The sequence below is a fragment of the Olleya sp. NP1-10 genome (assembly GCF_055804415.1).
On record NZ_CM147840.1, the window covers coordinates 723552 to 741125 of the forward strand.

Consider the following 17574-nt stretch of genomic DNA (forward strand, 5'->3'; position numbering starts at 1 on the left):
TCCTTATAATGTAGAATCAATAATAATGATCAAAACAAAGGACTTTTACTTTAAACCACTTAATACTAAAACAGGAAAACTAGTGATATAAAAATCGCGCTTTAAAATGCTGTTTTTTTCCCACATTTTATTAAAAAAACCACGTTTTCGTCTTACTACACAAAGTAAATCTGGATTTACAGCTTGATGATGTTCTAAAACACCTTGGTATGTCGTTGCATTTTCTGTTTCAACTTTATGATCTACTAAAGTATCTAGCTGATTATTTATTACAAAATCTTCGGTTTTATTAAAAGATGTTTTTACTAATAACAAATTTAAAGAAGCATTAAAATGTTCTTTTATATTAATTAAAGGTTTTAAAGCATCAACCTTTTGTATTACTGTAGATTTAAGCGCAAATAAAATAGAATGTATAGGCTCAAACACATAGTTTTCAGGAACAATAATGGCAGGAATATTGGTTTGCTTAATAATTTTACCAGAAGTTTTACCCAAATAGACATCGTCTTTATCAGAGTTTGTTCTTGGCTCAACCAGGAGCAAGTCAATATTTAAACTAGAGCAGACATCATTTAGTGTTTTAATTAACTTTCCTTTTAAAGCCTTAACTTCTATGTCAACTTTTTTAGTATCCAATTTAGAAACTAATTCATTTAAAAAATCTAAACTATCACGTTCTAGAATCTCATCTACCTTAGTCATTGATCCTGACATGGTGTATACATTATAAATTTGTACAATATATAATTTAGCCTTAAACTGTTCTGCAAAATCAACTGCATATTGTAAATGACTTTGAGCGTTTTGAGAAGATCCTACTGCAACTAATATAGAGTTCATGAAAATATATTTAGGTTACAAAAATAGAGAAATTAATTAAGTTAATTTAAACCAAAGTTTTACGACCTTTACATCTTAACATTTAGTTTACATTTTGAACCTTTCAATAAGTATAAAAAACATTAATAAATTGGCTATTCCAGCTTTAATTGCTGGTATATCAGAGCCCATTTTATCATTAACAGATGCTGCTGTTGTTGGAAACACCCCAACAAATGCAACCGTATCTTTGGCTGCTATTGGTATTGTTACCACGTTTTTATCGATGCTAATTTGGGTTTTGGGACAAACGCGTAGTGCTATTTCATCAATAATATCACAACATGTTGGAGCTAATAAATTAGAACAAGTCAAAGACTTGCCAGCTCAAGCAATTTTAATAATTACCGCTTTAAGTTTTATTATAATTGCAACCACCTACCCTTTTGCCTCACAAATATTTAAATTATATAATGCTTCAGGTTTAATTTTAGACTATAGTGTAGACTATTACAAAATTCGGGTTTTTGGGTTCCCGTTTACATTATTTGTTATTGCAGTCTTTGGTACTTTTAGAGGTTTACAAAACACATTTTACCCAATGATAATAGCTGTAATTGGAGCTAGTTTAAATGTAATTCTAGACTTTGTATTGGTTTATGGTATTACAGATATATTACAACCAATGCATATTAAAGGTGCTGCTTATGCAAGTGTTATAGCACAAATTATAATGGCTATAATGTCAGGATATTTACTATTAACAAAAACTTCTATTCCACTACAAGTAACATTTCCGTTTAATAAGCAAATCAACAATTTTGCTTTAATGATATTAAACTTATTTGTACGCACATTAGCACTAAACATAACCTTATATTTTGCGACAAAATACGCTACAAGTTATGGTAAAAACTATATTGCAGCCTATACAATTGCTATTAATTTATGGTTTTTAGGCGCTTTTATAATAGACGGTTATGCTAGTGCTGGCAATATTTTATCTGGTAAATTGTTGGGCGAAAAAAATTATAATTTATTAATACAACTTAGCAACACTTTAATAAAAATAGGAATATTACAAGGGATTATTATAGCTGTTTTAGGTGCCATATTTTATTATCCAATAGGACAGATTTTTACTAAAGAACCCGAAGTTTTAAATCAATTTTACAACATATTCTGGATCGTATTAACCATGCAACCATTATGTGCATTAGCCTTTATTTTTGACGGAATGTATAAAGGTTTGGGTCAAATGAAAGTCTTACGCAACCTATTATTACTATCCACAATATTAGTTTTTATACCTGTATTATTAATAACAGATTATTATAATTTAAAACTAACAGGAATTTTCATAGCCTTTACCATTTGGATTATAGTTCGTGGTATCCCATTAATTATCTATTTTAGAAAACAATTTTTACCACTTACTTAAAACGTGTAACTTTACAACATAAATCTAACAAAATGTTATTAGCACTACTGCAAGTAAATATTGAAGAAAAAATTAAAAACGCACCAAATGACAACTATCAAATTGGTGTTTTAATTGGATCCTATTTACCATTAATTGCGTTAGTAATAATAGCTTATTTGTTATATAGATATAACAAAAACCGAAACAAAACACAATAAAACATGAGCGATTTACTTTTTCCACTACTAGCACTATTTGTTATCATAGCCTATTTTTATAACAAGTTTCGTAATCGTAGATAATTAACGCATTTTAAGCCAACCAGTAATACTTAATCTTTTAGTATGTACTGGTTTGACTTCGTGTTCTAAAATTTGGCTTTCATAAATTACCAATTCCAGCCTTTTTTAAAGCATCTACTTGATATTTTTCAGTAATAGACTCACGCAAAAAAGTCACACACTCAGGACTAAAAAATCATCAATAACTACGTATTATTGACTAGCAATATCACTAATAACATTGTCATACAGTAAGTTTTAAACATAATCTAAAACCTCAAAAAACTGACTTATAATGATCTAAAATTTAAAAAAGTGCGCAAATGTAATCTATTATCACTTCGCTTTTACAAAATCAATATCTTTGCACAATAAATAATTAAGTCAATGAGCAATATTCGCATAACAAAACAATTTACTTTCGAGACAGGACACGCATTATATGGTTATGACGGAAAGTGTAAAAACGTCCATGGACACAGCTACAAACTAGAGGTTACAGTAATAGGTACGCCAATATCTGACAAAAACAACGTCAAATTTGGAATGGTAATAGACTTTACAGATTTAAAAAAAATAGTAAAAGAAGACATTGTAGATGTTTTTGATCACGCCACCGTATTTAATAAAAACACACCACACCTTGAGTTAGGCAAAGAGCTTCAAGACAGAGGACACAATGTATTATTAGTAGACTATCAACCAACTAGCGAAATGATGGTTATAGATTTTGCAAAAAAATCCAAAACAGATTACCAAACGACATCAAACTACACTCACTAAAACTATCCGAAACCGCAACCAGTTACGCGCAGTGGTATGCCAGTGATAACCAATAAATAATTTTGGCGTTACCACAAGGGTCGCGCTATCACTACTCGCTCTCTGCGAGGAGCTCAAACAGACCGTTCTATCGCTAACGCACACACCAGCCAAAAACAAACCTAAAACACTAAATAAGTATCTTTGCCATATGCAGATTCCAAAAGGAAAAAAATATATTTTGCCTCAGACAATCATTTAGGAGCACCAACACAAGCGCAATCCTTACCACGTGAAAAAAAGTTTGTAGCATGGCTAGATATGGTAAAAAAAGATGCAGCAGCAATATTTTTATTAGGAGACATGTTTGATTTTTGGATGGAATATAAACGTGTAGTCCCAAAAGGATTTACAAGAACCTTAGGTAAACTAGCCGAAATTAGTGATTCTGGAATCCCTATTTATTATTTTGTAGGTAACCATGACCTTTGGATGAATGGTTATTTTGAAGAAGAATTAAACATACCAGTATACCATAAACCACAAGAGTACACCTTTAATAACAAAACATTTTTTATAGGACATGGTGACGGTTTAGGACCCGACGACAAAGGTTATAAACGCATGAAAAAAGTGTTTACCAATCCAGTAGCAAAATGGTTATTTCAACGCTTATTACATCCAGATTTTGCATTACGATTAGGACAGTATATGTCTGTAAAAAATAAAATGATTTCTGGAGACGACGATGCTAAATTTTTAGGAAACGATAAAGAATGGTTAGTCCAATACTGCAAACGCAAACTAGAAACTAAACATCGTGATTTTTTTGTCTTTGGACACAGACATTTACCTTTAAATATAGACTTAGGTAACCAATCAAAATATGTAAATTTAGGAGATTGGATACAGTATTTTACCTACGGAGTTTTTGATGGAAAAAACATGGAGTTAAAAGAATATTAATGCTCTTCCTTTTCATGCTCTTCAACATCTTTTGTTAAATCAAGATCCCGAAGTGGCTGATTTTTAACACCAATTATAGCAACAATTATAAGTGTAGCTGTTCCTCCAAATATTACTGCTAATGGAGCACCTAAAAGTTTGGCAGCAATACCACTCTCAACAGCACCTAGCTCATTAGACGACCCAACAAACATAGAGTTAACTGCACCTACACGACCTCTCATATGATCTGGCGTCTTTAATTGCAGAATAGTTTGTCTTACAACCATTGAGATTCCGTCAAAAACACCTGCTAAAAACAGCATTAAAACACTAAGCCACATTAACTTTGAAGCACCAAAAACTATCATACATACTCCGAAACCAAAAATAGAAACCAGTAACTTTTTACCTGTGTTTTTTGTTATAGGAATGTAAGTTGTCGCTAACATTGTCAAAATACTTCCTGAGGATAATGCAGCATTTAAAATCCCTAAACCTTTTGGTCCAGCATCTAAAATATCTTTTGCAAAAACTGTAAAAATAGCGACAGCTCCTCCAAATAAAACAGCAATCATATCTAATGTTAATGCACCTAAAACAACCTTATCTGTAAACACAAAACTAAGTCCTGCTTGTAAGCTTTCTTTTACTGTTTCTTTATTTCCGCTATTTAAAATTGGCTTTTTATTAATTAAAAACACCAATACTAAGGACAACATTACTAAAAAGAATATAATACCAAGTGTATGATGTACACCAATCCAAGCGATTAAAAATCCAGCAAATAAAGCACCAAAAACACTTGCTCCTTTCCATGTACTACTACTCCATGTAGCCGCATTTGGATAAATCTTTTTTGGCACAAGTAAGGCTATTAAAGAGAATATAGTTGGACCAAAAAAGGCTCTTAAAACACCTCCAAAAAATACTAATGCATAAATACTATATAAAATAGAAGGCATTTGCCAAGTAGCTTCAATGGTATTGGAGGTCAACCAAAACAGTCCAAAGCTAATTAAAGAAAATAGTGTAATACAAAGTGCAAATAGATTTCGTTTTTCTTTTTTATCTACAATATGTCCTGCAAAAGGAGCAAGAAAAAAAGCTGGCAAAAACTCGCACAAACCAATTATAGCAAGGCTTAATTTATTATTAGTCATAGAGTAAACTTGCCATTCTATTACCACAAATTGCATAGACCAACCAAAAACTAAGGCAAATCTTACTAATAAAAAGATATTAAACTCTCTTATTCTTAATGCTGCGTAAGGATCATTTTTAGCCATATTATTCTTTTATATCTCTAATTTTTAATTGTAATGATACGTTTCCATTCCAATGGTTTTCATCTACAGAATATACCGCCTTAAACAACTGTCTATTCTTAATTATGGGTAATCTATCACCTAGATTAAAACCAATACAAACAAATTTTTCAGGTCCAGATTGTGTTGCTGTAAACCTAATGTGCTTATCGTCTTCTCCAACACACTTACCATAACCTGTATCTTTTAAATTTTCGGTCATAAAAACTGGTGACATATTTCCTGGACCAAATGGTGCAAATTGACTAATAATTCGCCAAAATTTATCTGTAATATCTCCTAATTCTAATTGACTATCTATTTTTATTTCTGGAGTTAATAATTGTCTATCAATAGTCTTGCTAACCTCCTCTTCAAACGCCTGTTTAAAGGCTTCGTAATTTTCTTCTTTAAGGGTTAAACCAGCTGCATACATGTGTCCTCCAAATTGCTCGATATGTTCAGAGCATGCTTCTAAAGCATTATAAACATCAAAACCTGTTACAGATCGTGCAGAAGCTGCAAGTTTATCTCCACTTTTAGTAAATACTAAGGTTGGTCTGTAATACGTTTCAATTAATCTTGAAGCAACAATACCAATCACGCCTTTATGCCAATCTTCTTGATAGACAACAGAAGTCAATCTACCTTCTTCTTTATTTTGTTTAATTTGCTCTAAAGCTTCAACAGTTATAATCTTATCGGTTTCTCGTCTATCGGAATTAAATTCTTCAATTTCTGCTGCATAAGTTATGGCTGTTGCCAAATCCATTTGTGTTAATAAGTCTACAGCATATTGACCATGTTTCATGCGTCCTGCAGCATTAATACGTGGTGCTATTGTAAACACGACATCTGTAATGGTTAAAGTCTCTTTTTTTAATTGATTGATAATTGCTTTAAAACCTGCTCTTGGATTTTGATTAACCACTTGTAAACCAAAATAAGCTAACACACGATTTTCTCCGGTTATTGGTACAATATCTGCACCAATTGCTGTAGCTACTAAATCTAAATATGGTATTAAATCTTGTATGGTTTCATCTGAAGTTTCAGCTAAGGCTTGAATTAATTTAAAGCCAACACCACAACCACATAACTCTTTGTAAGGATAACTACAATCGCTTTGTTTTGGATCCAAAACAGCAACTGCATTTGGCACTTGACTTCCTGGTCTGTGATGATCACAAATTATAAAATCAATACCTTTTTTTCCGCGTAAGCGATTTTATCTATTGCTTTGATACCACAATCTAATGCCACAATTAGTGTAAAACCATTGTCTTCTGCAAAATCAATTCCTTTATATGAAATTCCATAACCTTCATCATATCTATCAGGAATATAAGTTGCTATGTTAGGTGTTTTGGTCTTTAAATATGAAGACATTAATGCTACCGAAGTTGTACCATCCACGTCATAATCGCCATAAACCATTATATTTTCACCTGCTTTAATAGCTGCTTCAATTCTTGCTACAGCCTTATCCATATCCTTCATTAAATAAGGATCATGAAGTTGGTTTAAATTAGGTCTAAAAAGGTTTTTGCGTCTTCAAAGTTAGTAATACCACGTTGCACCAAAAGTTTAGCTATGGCTTGATCTACATTTAAAGCCTCTTGTAATTGCTTGACAGTTTCAGGATTAGGTTTTGGTTTTAAAGTCCAGCGCATGTAGTCAAATTAAAGTAAAAAAAGAGTCGTTGCTTTAGCAAATTTAATTGTTATGAAATATTATATTAATCTTCACGTCTGCAAATTGTCTAAACATTTCCATGACTCCACAATATTTTTCAGCAGACAAATCCACTGCTTTTTTGATTTTAGATTCGTTTAAATCCTTACCTGTAAAGTGATAATCGATTGTTACTGTATGATATGTTTTTGGATGCTCATCTGTTAATTGTCCCTCAACAACCATTTTATAATCATCAACCTCAACTTTCATTTTTTCTAAAACAGAGACTACATCTAAACCAGAACAACCTGCTAATGATGATAACATTAAGGCTTTTGGAGATAATCCTTCACGTTCTTGTCCTTCTACATCTGTATCCATCATTACATGATGACCACTTGGGTTATCCGAATCAAATAACATATTCCCTTTCCAATTGGTTGTAATTTTATGCGACATAATTAAATTATTTTTCGTTTATTGATATCAATCAAAAATACTATTTAAAAACGAAAAAACGATGCCATTAGTAACACCTTTAACAGCTGATCACGATTTAGAAACTAAAGAATTGGCTACATTCTTTAATGAAACCCTTGGGTTTTGTCCAAATTCTGTCTTAACCATGCAACGTAGACCTGCTATTAGTAAAGCCTTTATCAATTTAAACAAAGCTGTAATGGCTAATGAAGGTCGAGTAACCTCTGCTTTAAAACGAATGATTGCATGGGTAAGTAGTAATGCCACAGGATGTAGATATTGTCAAGCTCATGCTATTAGAGCTGCAGAACGCTATGGAGCAGAGCAAGAACAGTTAGACAACATTTGGGAATATCGTACACATCCTGCTTTTAATGATGCAGAACGTGCTGCTTTAGATTTTAGTTTGGCTGCAAGTCAGGTACCAAATGCAGTAGACAGTGAGATACAAAAACGTTTACATGACCATTGGGATGAAGGAGAAATAGTAGAAATGCTAGGTGTGATTTCGTTATTTGGATACCTTAATAGATGGAACGATAGTATGGGAACAACTTTAGAGAATGATGCTATTGATAGCGGAAACCAATATTTAGGAAAACATGGTTTTGAGGTTGGAAAACATGTTTAATAATACAGATTTACTTTTAAAAAAAGCCTTGTTAGTAGTAACAAGGCTTTTTAATGTTTCTTAATATCTATTTTTTAGTTAATGGATAGTTTTCAAAAACTAAACCTTCAAAACCTGTTTTTATAAAATTTCTTATGTTTTGATGTCCTGATCCGTTTGGGTTTTTTAATACCTCATCAAAATAATATTGACCAAAACAGGCTAAAGTTTCGGTTTTAGATAAGTCTTCTGCTTTTGCAAATGCAAACACTTTACATGAACCTGAATTTTGCCCTTCGGCATTTTGTAACGTACCGTTAGTAAATGCTGTTGGTGTAAAATTAAAGTAAGTGTCCACTACGTCCATTGTTTCCGCGAAAGCGATAGTATTAGGAGCGGTTTTTAATTTTGTTTTAAACTCTTGAATGGTCATTGTTTAATATAATTTATTTAGATTTTCCTGCTACAACTATAACAATTTCACCTTTTGGTGGTTTGTTGGTATAATGCTCTAGTACTTGTTTTGCTGAACCACGAATGGTTTCTTCATATAATTTGGTTAATTCTCTAGAGACTGATACTGGTCTGTCTTCTCCAAAATACTCGCAAAAATGTCCTAATGTTTTATTTAATTTATGTGGACTTTCGTAAAAAATGATGGTTCTGGTTTCTTCGGCTAAAAGTTTTAGTCTGGTTTGACGTCCTTTTTTAACTGGTAAAAACCCTTCAAAAACAAACTTATCGTTAGGAAAACCACTGTTAACCAATGCTGGTACAAATGCTGTTGCACCTGGTAAACAGTCTACTTCAATATCATGCTCTACGCAAGCTCTAGTTAATAAAAATCCTGGATCTGATATTGCTGGTGTGCCTGCATCACTAATTATTGCAATGGTTGTACCTGCTTTTAATTTTTGTATTAAGCTATCTACCGTTTTATGCTCATTATACATATGGTGACTTTGCATTTGTGTTGTGATTTGGTAGTGCTTTAATAATTTTCCTGAGGTGCGTGTATCTTCAGCTAAAATTAAATCGGCAGCATTTAAAACTTCTATTGCTCTAAAAGTCATGTCTTTAAGATTACCAATAGGTGTTGGAACTATGTATAATTTACTCATTTTCAATTAAATCAGATTCAAATTTACAATCTTTTTGATATATAAGAAGCAACCTTTTGCTAAATTAGACATCTATTAATTAACCACACAAAAATGAAAAACTCGCTATTCTTCATCTTTATATTAATATCTAATTTTTTCTCTCAAGCACAAAGCTCAGATTTGTCTATTGTGGTTGAGGCTCAAGATTTATCAGGTAATGCTCTGTCTCAGGCTAATATCTATCAAGAGTTTCAATATATAATTACTGTTTTTAATTCTGGTAGCAATGTTAGCAATGCTACGTTTAATCAAATAATTGATAATAGCGTTGCCATACAAAGTTATACTAGCCTAAATCAGACTGGTGGAGCAAGTCCTATAAATCCTATAACTTTAACTGGAAATACTATTAATGCAACTATTGCTAGTTTACCGTCTAATAGCAGTGTCGCTTTAAAAGTAATTGTGAAAGCACCTTTAGGCTCTGGTGGTATTGCTACTAATGCTAATGTTTTTCCGCCTGACGGAACAACAGACAGTGATACGTCAAATAATACTTCTATTATATCTATTGATATTGTTGAAATCCCTATAGATTTTACAGTTACTTACAACCAAATTAATCCAACTGCTGGAAACAGTATTAATAATTGGAACGAATCTATAACCTACCAATTTACTATCACTAATAATAGCAGTGTAAGCTACCCTTTAATGGGTTTTAAAAATATATTTACCAATAATCTGAGTACATTTTATGGTTATCCATATTTACAACTTTTAAGTGTTGATTGTACTTCTGCTTCTAACGGAATGAATTGTATTGATACCTCAAACCTAAATGGTAATCCAACTTATCTATCTTCATCTTTAGAATTATTTAATTACACCTCAGCAATAGAGTTTTTACCTGGAGGATCTATGGTTTTTGAAATGGAAGTTTTGTTTCTGAACCCTTATTGTGCTACCATATTGTCTGATTTAGATCTGTCAAGTTTTATCGAATTAACTTTAAGTCCCTCTGACATCAATCAATCACCTGATCAATCAAACATTATAAATAATATTTTACTAGAATCTTTTATATGTCCTGAGGCAGATTTATGTATTTCTACAGTTCAAACTAATCCGGACGCTACTCAAGAAGTTAGCTGGAATGATGAAGTTATTTTTGTTACTGATGTTTGTAATATGGGTCCAGAGGATGCGTATATGCGTTTCTTTTTACAAAATTTAACGTCAGATGTCAATTGGCAAATCCAATCTATTACTTGTAACAGCACTACTGGAATGATATCTTGTAATGACTTTACACTTAGTGATCAAAATTCTTTCTGGGAGAGTAGCGAGTTTGTACTACCTGCTAACTCTACAATAACAGTTACTACAGTTGCAATATTTTTTGAACCAGACTCTTGTATTCCTACAACAGAAGAGTACACCAATGTGCATATTAGAAGTGGTGTAAATTTATTAGACAACAGTATTATCGATCCTAATATCACTAACGATTATGATAGTGATTTTGTTTTGCTTACTGCTTTACCTTTATGTGATGTAGAAGAATTTGCAGATTTATCAATTACTAAAACACAAGTTAACCCACAATTACCTACTGGCTCAAACAATAATAACACTATTGAATGGGGAGAAGTCACATACGATGTTGTTGCAACAAATAATAGTAATGAGGACACAATAATAGAGTTGTCTGATTTTTTAAATGATGGATCACCAGGAACATTAGTGTCTGTTACTTGTTTAGAAACAACAGGAACTGCTTCTTGCTATACTATAGTCAATGAGAATGTTGGTGTTTTTATGGATGGTATTCCTGAAGATGGAGTTAATGATGTATTTTGGCAAATTACTGCTGATGAAAATGTAACACTACCTGCACAAAGCTCTATAACTTATCAAGTGGTTATAGATTGGGCTCCAGAATGCACAACAAATGATGTTACTGTCAGAAACAACGCTACAATAGCAAGTGTTGATAAACCAAATGAAATTGATACAAGTGATAATACTGTTATGGTTGTTACCTACATGGCTCCATGTATAGATATTTTAGTACAGACATATCCTGAGTTTACTTCGGTTGATGTGGATACTGCATTTAATTGGATTATCGACATTACCAACAGTAATTCTGGCTCAAGTGCTACTAATATAGATTTTGAAGATGTTTTAGGCCCACAATTTACCATAAATGGATCACCAAGTTGCAATGTTACAGTAGGTACAGCAAGTTGCACACCAACGTTAACCATTTCTGGTAATACTGTAAATGGAATTATACCTATTATGGAAGCAGGATCTACAATACAAATAATCATACCTGTTTTAGCTCCAAGTTTTGGTGGTGCTTTTACCAATACTGCTCAAGCTATAGGTAATAGTAATGAAAATAACGAGCTAACGCCAGAAACCAATTTGTCTATTAGTAATATGCAAGTTATAGCTCCCACAGTACTTAAATCATTTATTCCTAGCCAAATTATTGTAGGACAAGAAAGCGCTTTAACATTTACCGTTTTTAATGTTTCCGGTAATGCATCACAATCCAATATAGCTTTTACAGATAATCTACCTACAGGTATGTCAATTGCAGGACCAGTTAATTGGTCAGAACAAAATGGTTGTTCTGCAAACTTTAATAACACTATTGGTGACACAAATTTTAATGTTACTGATTTAACATTTCCAGATGGAGTTGAAAGTTGCTCTTTTGAGGTTATTGTTACAACAACTTCTGAAGGCGAATTTATAAACAACAGTACTAATTTTAGTGATTTAAATAATATAGATAGCGCTTTAGCTAATGCAACATTAACTGTATTAGAGGACAATAATGATGTTGACATACAGATATTAAAATCTGTATCACCAACTGAAGCTTCTATAGGAAATACAGTACAGTTTACTATTACCGCTACCAATTTAGGAACTACCGAAGCAACAAATATTCAAATTTTAGAGATGCTTCCTTTAGGCTACACGTTTATATCTGCTCAGACAAGTATGGGTAATTATAACACTACTAATTATGTATGGAGTCTAACCAACTTACTTCCTAATCAATCAGAAACTTTAACCTTAAACGCTCAAGTTGTGTCATCAGACAACTTATTAAATCATGCTAGTCTAGTTAGTCTCTCAGAAGTAGATAGAGACGATAGTAATAATGAAGACCAAGCCGAAGTTAATGTTAACAACTGTTTAAATATACCAAGCGGTTTTTCACCAGGTAACGATGCAACAAATGACACCTTTAAAATCCCTTGTATTGAAGACTATCCTTATAGCAGTCTAAATATTTATAATAGATACGGAACATTAGTATACCAAAATAACAACTACAACAACACCTGGAACGGAATGCCAAATTCTGGTCCTTTAAACCAAAATAGAAAACTACCCATAGGTACCTATTATTATATTTTTACCATAAAAGCAATAACCAAACCCTTTGTAGGATATGTGTATTTAAACTACTAATTTTTTATCACGCACTTCTTTACCTAAAAAATAAGATATCAACACCAAAAATATTGTAAAAAACGACATACCAAACAAGCCATGTTGTGCTATATAATGTGCTACTGTAGCTAATACAACATCAAAGAAAAAACCTGCATAAGCCCATTCTGTAAGCCATGTATTTTTACGCAATAAAATTATTACAACGCCTAAAACTTTAATAATAGCTAGTGGTATTACAATGTAAGTTGGGTAGTTTAAACTTTCAAAAAAGCCCTCTACCATTTTAGTATTAAAAAAATACATTTGTGCAGAGTATATAAATATTCCACAAACTAAAATTGTAGATATCCAATATATAATGGATTTTATAGAGGTTTGTTTCATGTAGTAGTGGTATTTATAATGTTAAATATTTATTCAAACTTAGAGGCAATAATAGACATAAAACGGACTTCATAATCCTCTTTTCCTATCCAATTATTGTATTCTGGTTTAACAACGTTATTTATTAAATTATTAGCTTCATCTAAAGAGGTAGATGTATTTAATTGTGATAATACTCGGTTATAATCATCTGGTTCACCATCAAACAAATGCTTGATAAACGCTAATTTATCATTTAGTCCAATATTTAATCCTGACTTAAGTTTATCGTTTAAACTCTTTTTTTCGTCTGCCAAAGATTTTATAACTGGTTCAAATACAGGAGTATCTCCAAAGTTTGAAGTAATGTCTTCAAAATCATTTTTTTCAAATTCTTTTTTAGGGATAACCGACTCAATTAATGAATCTACTTGATGGGTCTCCTCAGGCATTTGCGCAACTATATCTTTAATTTTTTCCATTAATGGCTCTGTGATTTCTTCGCCTTCGTCTTCATCTAAATGGACATACGTTTTATTATCCACTTCAATATTATCGCTAATTTTATTATTAAATGCAGAATCTAACATATCAAAAAACGAAGAGTCATTACCAATTGTTGGTAAGGTATCGTCTAGATTTTCGCTAGCAAATTTTAAAACAGTAAGTTTTTCATACAAAGCAGCAACCTCAGCATGCATTTTGTTAACATCATCTTTACCACCTAGTTTTAGAATTCTATGAGCAATACTCATTAGCTCTGCTTCCAATTTCTTCTTCATGGTTTTATTTTTTTTATATTTTTTTCAATTTATTGCAAGTTGGCCTTTTGATTTTTAATAAATTTGACCCACCTTTATATAAAACGTGAATGCTTTACGTTTTAGTGCTAAATTTACAAAATGTTTCTTGAAAATACAGTAAATCAAAAAGAACAATTTGGATGGATTGAAGTCATCTGTGGATCAATGTTTTCTGGTAAAACTGAAGAGTTAATCCGTAGGCTTAAGCGAGCCCAATTTGCAAAACAAAAAGTAGAAATCTTTAAACCTGCAATTGATGTGCGTTATGATGAAGAGATGGTCGTATCACACGACTCTAACGAAATTAGATCCACACCTGTACCTGCTGCTGCCAACATACCAATATTAGCCGATGGTTGCGATGTTGTTGGTATAGACGAAGCGCAATTTTTTGACGATGGGATTGTTAGAATATGTAATGACCTTGCCAATAAAGGGATAAGAGTTATTGTTGCTGGATTAGATATGGACTTTAAAGGTAATCCATTTGGGCCAATGCCAAACCTAATGGCAACTGCAGAATATGTTACAAAAGTACACGCTGTATGCACCAGAACTGGTAATCTTGCACAATATAGCTTCAGAAAATCTGCTAATGACAGCCTAGTATTATTAGGTGAAACTGATGAGTACGAACCTTTAAGCAGAGCTGCATATTACAAAGCAACAATGCGAGAAAAAGTTAAAAATATTAATGTTGAAGATCCTCAACAAATAGATACAAATCCAGAAGCATCTAATGGATAACGTCCAAGAAACTATTCTAGAAATAGATTTAAAAGCACTACAACACAATTTTAAGTATCTAAAATCTAGACTACATAATAACACCAAGTTTTTAGCAGTAGTCAAAGCCTTTGCTTATGGTAGTGATGCTGCTGAAGTAGCCAAATATCTTGAACAATTAAATATAGACTATTTTGCTGTAGCCTATACCTATGAAGGTGTTGCTTTGCGTGATGCAGGTATCACCACTCCAATTTTAGTGTTACATCCTCAACCTGTAAGTTTTGATGATATTATCAAACGCTGCTTAGAACCAAGCATATATTCTCAACGTGTTTTAGATCTATTTATCGCTTCCGCAGAAACCCATAAACAACATAATTACCCTGTTCATTTAAAATTTAACACAGGTTTAAACAGACTAGGGTTTAATCAACAAGACATACCTAAAATAGCAGAAACTTTGTCTAAAACCGAAGCTATTAAAGTCACTAGCTTATTTTCTCATTTAGCCGAAAGTGAAGTATTAGATGACACAGATTTTACAAAATCACAAATTGAAAGCTTCACTAAAATTCATAAAGACGTTTATGCAACTTTAAACTATAAACCTTTTTTACACATTTGTAATACTTCCGGAATTATAAATTATCCAGAAGCACACTTTGACATGGTAAGAAGTGGGATTGGTTTAAATGGTTTTGGAAACGACCCTGAAGTTAACAAATACCTAAAACCTATAGCTGCATTAAAAACAAACATTTCTCAAATTCATCATATAAAAAAAGGTGAAAGTTTAGGTTATAACAGAGGCTTTATTGCTCAAGAAGACACCATAACAGCAACCTTACCATTGGGTCACGCAGACGGAATTAAAAGACAATATGGAAACAAAAAGGGCTTTGTCACTATAAATAATCAAAAGGCTTATATACTAGGAAACGTTTGTATGGACATGATAATGGTTGATGTTACTAATATTAAATGTAAAGAAGGAGATCAAGCAATTATTTTTGACGACAAACATACTGCTGAGGATTTAGCAGGACAAGTCGACTCCATTTCATACGAATTACTTACAGCTGTATCTCAACGAATAAAACGTGTCATACGTCGATAACAATTTGTTAGTCGACCAATGATTTATCTTGTTTTGTTAAAATTTTAACTAAATTCGGAGTAATTAATATTAACTAACAATTTAAATTTTAAAATTATGCTTAAAGAGTTTAAGAATTTTATCATGACAGGAAACGTAATTGAATTTGCGGTTGCTGTAATTATGGCTGGAGCCTTAGGACAAGTAATTAATGGATTTGTAAATAACATTGCAATGCCATTTGTAGGTCACTTTGCAGGAGGAATTGACTTTGCAGCCAAAAAGCTTGTACTTGATGAAGCTGTAGTAGATGCTGCTGGTGTAGTTACAAAACCAGAAAATGCAATCATGTATGGTACTTGGATTAACACAATTATTAACTTATTAATTGTAGGATTTATAATGTTTATAATTGTTAAAGCTTACAATAAAACTAAAAAACCAGTTGAACCAGCTGCACCAGCAGGACCAACTGACAACCAATTATTAATGGAAATTAGAGATGCTTTAAAAAAGTAATCTAAATTTTATTATTATCACTAAAAACCGGTTTTTAATTCAAAATCGGTTTTTTTATGTCTTCTTTTTACAAAAAAATTAAGACTTTTTATATTCTTAAATACTCTAAATACGCTAATTTTAACCTTTAATTTAATTAGTATTTAAAATGAGAGTAGCAGTAGTTGGAGCAACCGGAATGGTTGGAGAAGTAATGCGTAAAGTATTAGAAGAAAGACAGTTTCCTATAACAGAATTTATTCCTGTAGCGTCAGAACGCTCAGTAGGAAAATCCATTGCGTTTAACGGTAAAGATTACACCATAGTAAGCTTACAAGATGCGGTAAATGCCAAACCTGATATTGCTTTATTTTCAGCAGGTGGAAGTACATCTTTAGAATGGGCTCCAAAATTTGCAGAAGTTGGAACCACTGTAATTGACAATTCTTCAGCTTGGAGAATGGACGAAAATAAAAAATTAGTCGTTCCAGAAATTAATGCAAATCAATTAACTAAAGACGATAAGATTATAGCTAACCCAAACTGCTCTACCATTCAAATGGTAATGTGTTTGGCTCCTCTTCATGAAAAATATAAAATTAAACGTATTGTAGTTTCTACTTACCAATCTATTTCTGGTACAGGTGTTAAAGCTGTTCAGCAATTAGAAAACGAATTAGCAGGTGTTGATGGAGAAATGGCTTACCATTATCCAATCTTTAAAAATGCAATTCCACATTGTGATGTTTTTGAAGACAATGGCTACACTAAAGAAGAACTAAAACTGGTCAATGAAACCAGAAAAATATTAAACGATAATACTATTGCTGTTACAGCAACAGCTGTTAGAATACCTACAGCTGGAGGTCATAGTGAGTCTGTAAATATTGCTTTTGAAAACGATTATGATTTAACCGAAGTAAGAGAATTACTAAGCCAAACAGATGGTGTTGTAGTACAAGATAATGTAGACGTAAACACCTATCCAATGCCACTTTACGCTAATGGTAAAGACGAGGTTTTTGTAGGTCGTATTAGACGTGATTTATCTCAAGAAAATTCAATTAATATGTGGATTGTTAGTGACAATTTACGTAAAGGTGCTGCTACAAACACAGTACAAATAGCCGAATATTTAGTTAAAAACAAATTAGTTTAACACTACATTTATTTTCTGTAATTTATTAAA

The 17574-nt window shown here is 32.1% G+C and carries 16 protein-coding genes and 3 pseudogenes; 10 read left to right on the forward strand and 9 right to left on the reverse strand.

Features of this window, described 5'->3' with window-relative positions; all coding sequences use genetic code 11:
• Positions 1-45: 45 nt before the first annotated feature.
• Positions 46-843, reverse strand: coding sequence for a universal stress protein (locus AC0L4B_RS03260; protein ID WP_473438528.1), 798 nt, complete (start codon positions 841-843; stop codon positions 46-48).
• A gap of 94 nt (positions 844-937) precedes the next feature.
• Between AC0L4B_RS03260 and AC0L4B_RS03265 the strand changes: the two genes are divergently transcribed.
• Together AC0L4B_RS03265 and AC0L4B_RS03270 are read left to right on the forward strand one after the other, a co-directional pair.
• Entirely contained in the window at positions 938-2263 is a 1326-nt protein-coding gene (locus tag AC0L4B_RS03265; protein WP_473438529.1) for an MATE family efflux transporter, read from the forward strand.
• A 32-nt stretch (positions 2264-2295) separates the two neighbouring features.
• Positions 2296-2463 carry a hypothetical protein gene (locus AC0L4B_RS03270; protein WP_473438530.1) on the forward strand — a complete coding sequence of 56 codons (168 nt, stop codon included), beginning with the start codon at positions 2296-2298 and terminating at the stop codon, positions 2461-2463.
• Positions 2464-2547: 84 nt separating this feature from the next.
• Here the strand turns inward: AC0L4B_RS03270 and AC0L4B_RS03275 are convergent.
• Positions 2548-2640 (reverse strand): annotated as a pseudogene (locus AC0L4B_RS03275) (2OG-Fe(II) oxygenase); the annotation flags it as partial.
• 273 nt (positions 2641-2913) lie between these two features.
• On the opposite strand from AC0L4B_RS03275, the pseudogene AC0L4B_RS03280 reads away from it, so the two are divergent.
• Both AC0L4B_RS03280 and AC0L4B_RS03285 read left to right on the forward strand, forming a co-directional pair.
• Positions 2914-3365: pseudogene (locus tag AC0L4B_RS03280) on the forward strand (6-pyruvoyl trahydropterin synthase family protein).
• Between the two features lie 127 nt (positions 3366-3492).
• Positions 3493-4254, forward strand: coding sequence for a UDP-2,3-diacylglucosamine diphosphatase (locus AC0L4B_RS03285; protein WP_473438531.1), 762 nt, complete (start codon positions 3493-3495; stop codon positions 4252-4254).
• Here the strand turns inward: AC0L4B_RS03285 and AC0L4B_RS03290 are convergent.
• The 3 genes and pseudogenes from AC0L4B_RS03290 to AC0L4B_RS03300 all read right to left on the reverse strand — a co-directional run bounded on the left by AC0L4B_RS03290 (position 4251) and on the right by AC0L4B_RS03300 (position 7676).
• Entirely contained in the window at positions 4251-5522 is a 1272-nt protein-coding gene (locus AC0L4B_RS03290) for an MFS transporter (RefSeq protein ID WP_473438532.1), read from the reverse strand. The two genes, AC0L4B_RS03285 and AC0L4B_RS03290, sit on opposite strands and share 4 nt — an antisense overlap.
• A gap of 1 nt (position 5523) precedes the next feature.
• Positions 5524-7213 (reverse strand): annotated as a pseudogene (gene recJ / locus AC0L4B_RS03295) (single-stranded-DNA-specific exonuclease RecJ).
• Positions 7214-7256: 43 nt separating this feature from the next.
• Entirely contained in the window at positions 7257-7676 is a 420-nt protein-coding gene (locus AC0L4B_RS03300) for an OsmC family protein (RefSeq protein WP_028607189.1), read from the reverse strand.
• A 61-nt stretch (positions 7677-7737) separates the two neighbouring features.
• Between AC0L4B_RS03300 and AC0L4B_RS03305 the strand changes: the two genes are divergently transcribed.
• Positions 7738-8328: a carboxymuconolactone decarboxylase family protein gene (locus tag AC0L4B_RS03305; RefSeq protein ID WP_473438533.1), complete on the forward strand. Its 591-nt coding sequence runs from the start codon at positions 7738-7740 to the stop codon at positions 8326-8328.
• A 67-nt stretch (positions 8329-8395) separates the two neighbouring features.
• Here AC0L4B_RS03305 and AC0L4B_RS03310 read toward each other — a convergent pair whose 3' ends face one another.
• Both AC0L4B_RS03310 and rsmI read right to left on the reverse strand, forming a co-directional pair.
• Positions 8396-8740, reverse strand: coding sequence for a HopJ type III effector protein (locus AC0L4B_RS03310; protein WP_473438534.1), 345 nt, complete (start codon positions 8738-8740; stop codon positions 8396-8398).
• Between the two features lie 13 nt (positions 8741-8753).
• A complete protein-coding gene (rsmI, locus tag AC0L4B_RS03315) occupies positions 8754-9428 on the reverse strand; it encodes a 16S rRNA (cytidine(1402)-2'-O)-methyltransferase (protein ID WP_473438535.1) in 675 nt (224 codons plus the stop codon).
• A gap of 93 nt (positions 9429-9521) precedes the next feature.
• Between rsmI and AC0L4B_RS03320 the strand changes: the two genes are divergently transcribed.
• Entirely contained in the window at positions 9522-12911 is a 3390-nt protein-coding gene (locus AC0L4B_RS03320) for a DUF7933 domain-containing protein (RefSeq protein WP_473438536.1), read from the forward strand.
• On the opposite strand, the gene AC0L4B_RS03325 is transcribed toward AC0L4B_RS03320, so the two are convergent.
• Positions 12900-13280, reverse strand: coding sequence for a DoxX family protein (locus AC0L4B_RS03325; protein WP_473438537.1), 381 nt, complete (start codon positions 13278-13280; stop codon positions 12900-12902). The genes AC0L4B_RS03320 and AC0L4B_RS03325 overlap by 12 nt on opposite strands.
• 29 nt (positions 13281-13309) lie before the next feature.
• Complete coding sequence (locus tag AC0L4B_RS03330) at positions 13310-14041, reverse strand: hypothetical protein (protein ID WP_473438538.1); 732 nt, start codon at positions 14039-14041, stop codon at positions 13310-13312.
• Positions 14042-14161: 120 nt separating this feature from the next.
• Here AC0L4B_RS03330 and AC0L4B_RS03335 point away from each other — a divergent pair, with 120 nt between their 5' ends.
• From AC0L4B_RS03335 to AC0L4B_RS03350, 4 genes are all read left to right on the forward strand, one after another.
• Entirely contained in the window at positions 14162-14809 is a 648-nt protein-coding gene (locus AC0L4B_RS03335) for a thymidine kinase (RefSeq protein WP_473438539.1), read from the forward strand.
• Positions 14802-15908 carry an alanine racemase gene (alr, locus tag AC0L4B_RS03340; RefSeq protein ID WP_473438540.1) on the forward strand — a complete coding sequence of 369 codons (1107 nt, stop codon included), beginning with the start codon at positions 14802-14804 and terminating at the stop codon, positions 15906-15908. The genes AC0L4B_RS03335 and alr overlap by 8 nt, the downstream gene beginning before the upstream one ends.
• Before the next feature lie 96 nt (positions 15909-16004).
• Positions 16005-16406 carry a large conductance mechanosensitive channel protein MscL gene (gene mscL, locus AC0L4B_RS03345; RefSeq protein WP_473438541.1) on the forward strand — a complete coding sequence of 134 codons (402 nt, stop codon included), beginning with the start codon at positions 16005-16007 and terminating at the stop codon, positions 16404-16406.
• 148 nt (positions 16407-16554) lie between these two features.
• Complete coding sequence (locus AC0L4B_RS03350; RefSeq protein WP_473438542.1) at positions 16555-17544, forward strand: aspartate-semialdehyde dehydrogenase; 990 nt, start codon at positions 16555-16557, stop codon at positions 17542-17544.
• Positions 17545-17574: the final 30 nt, after the last annotated feature.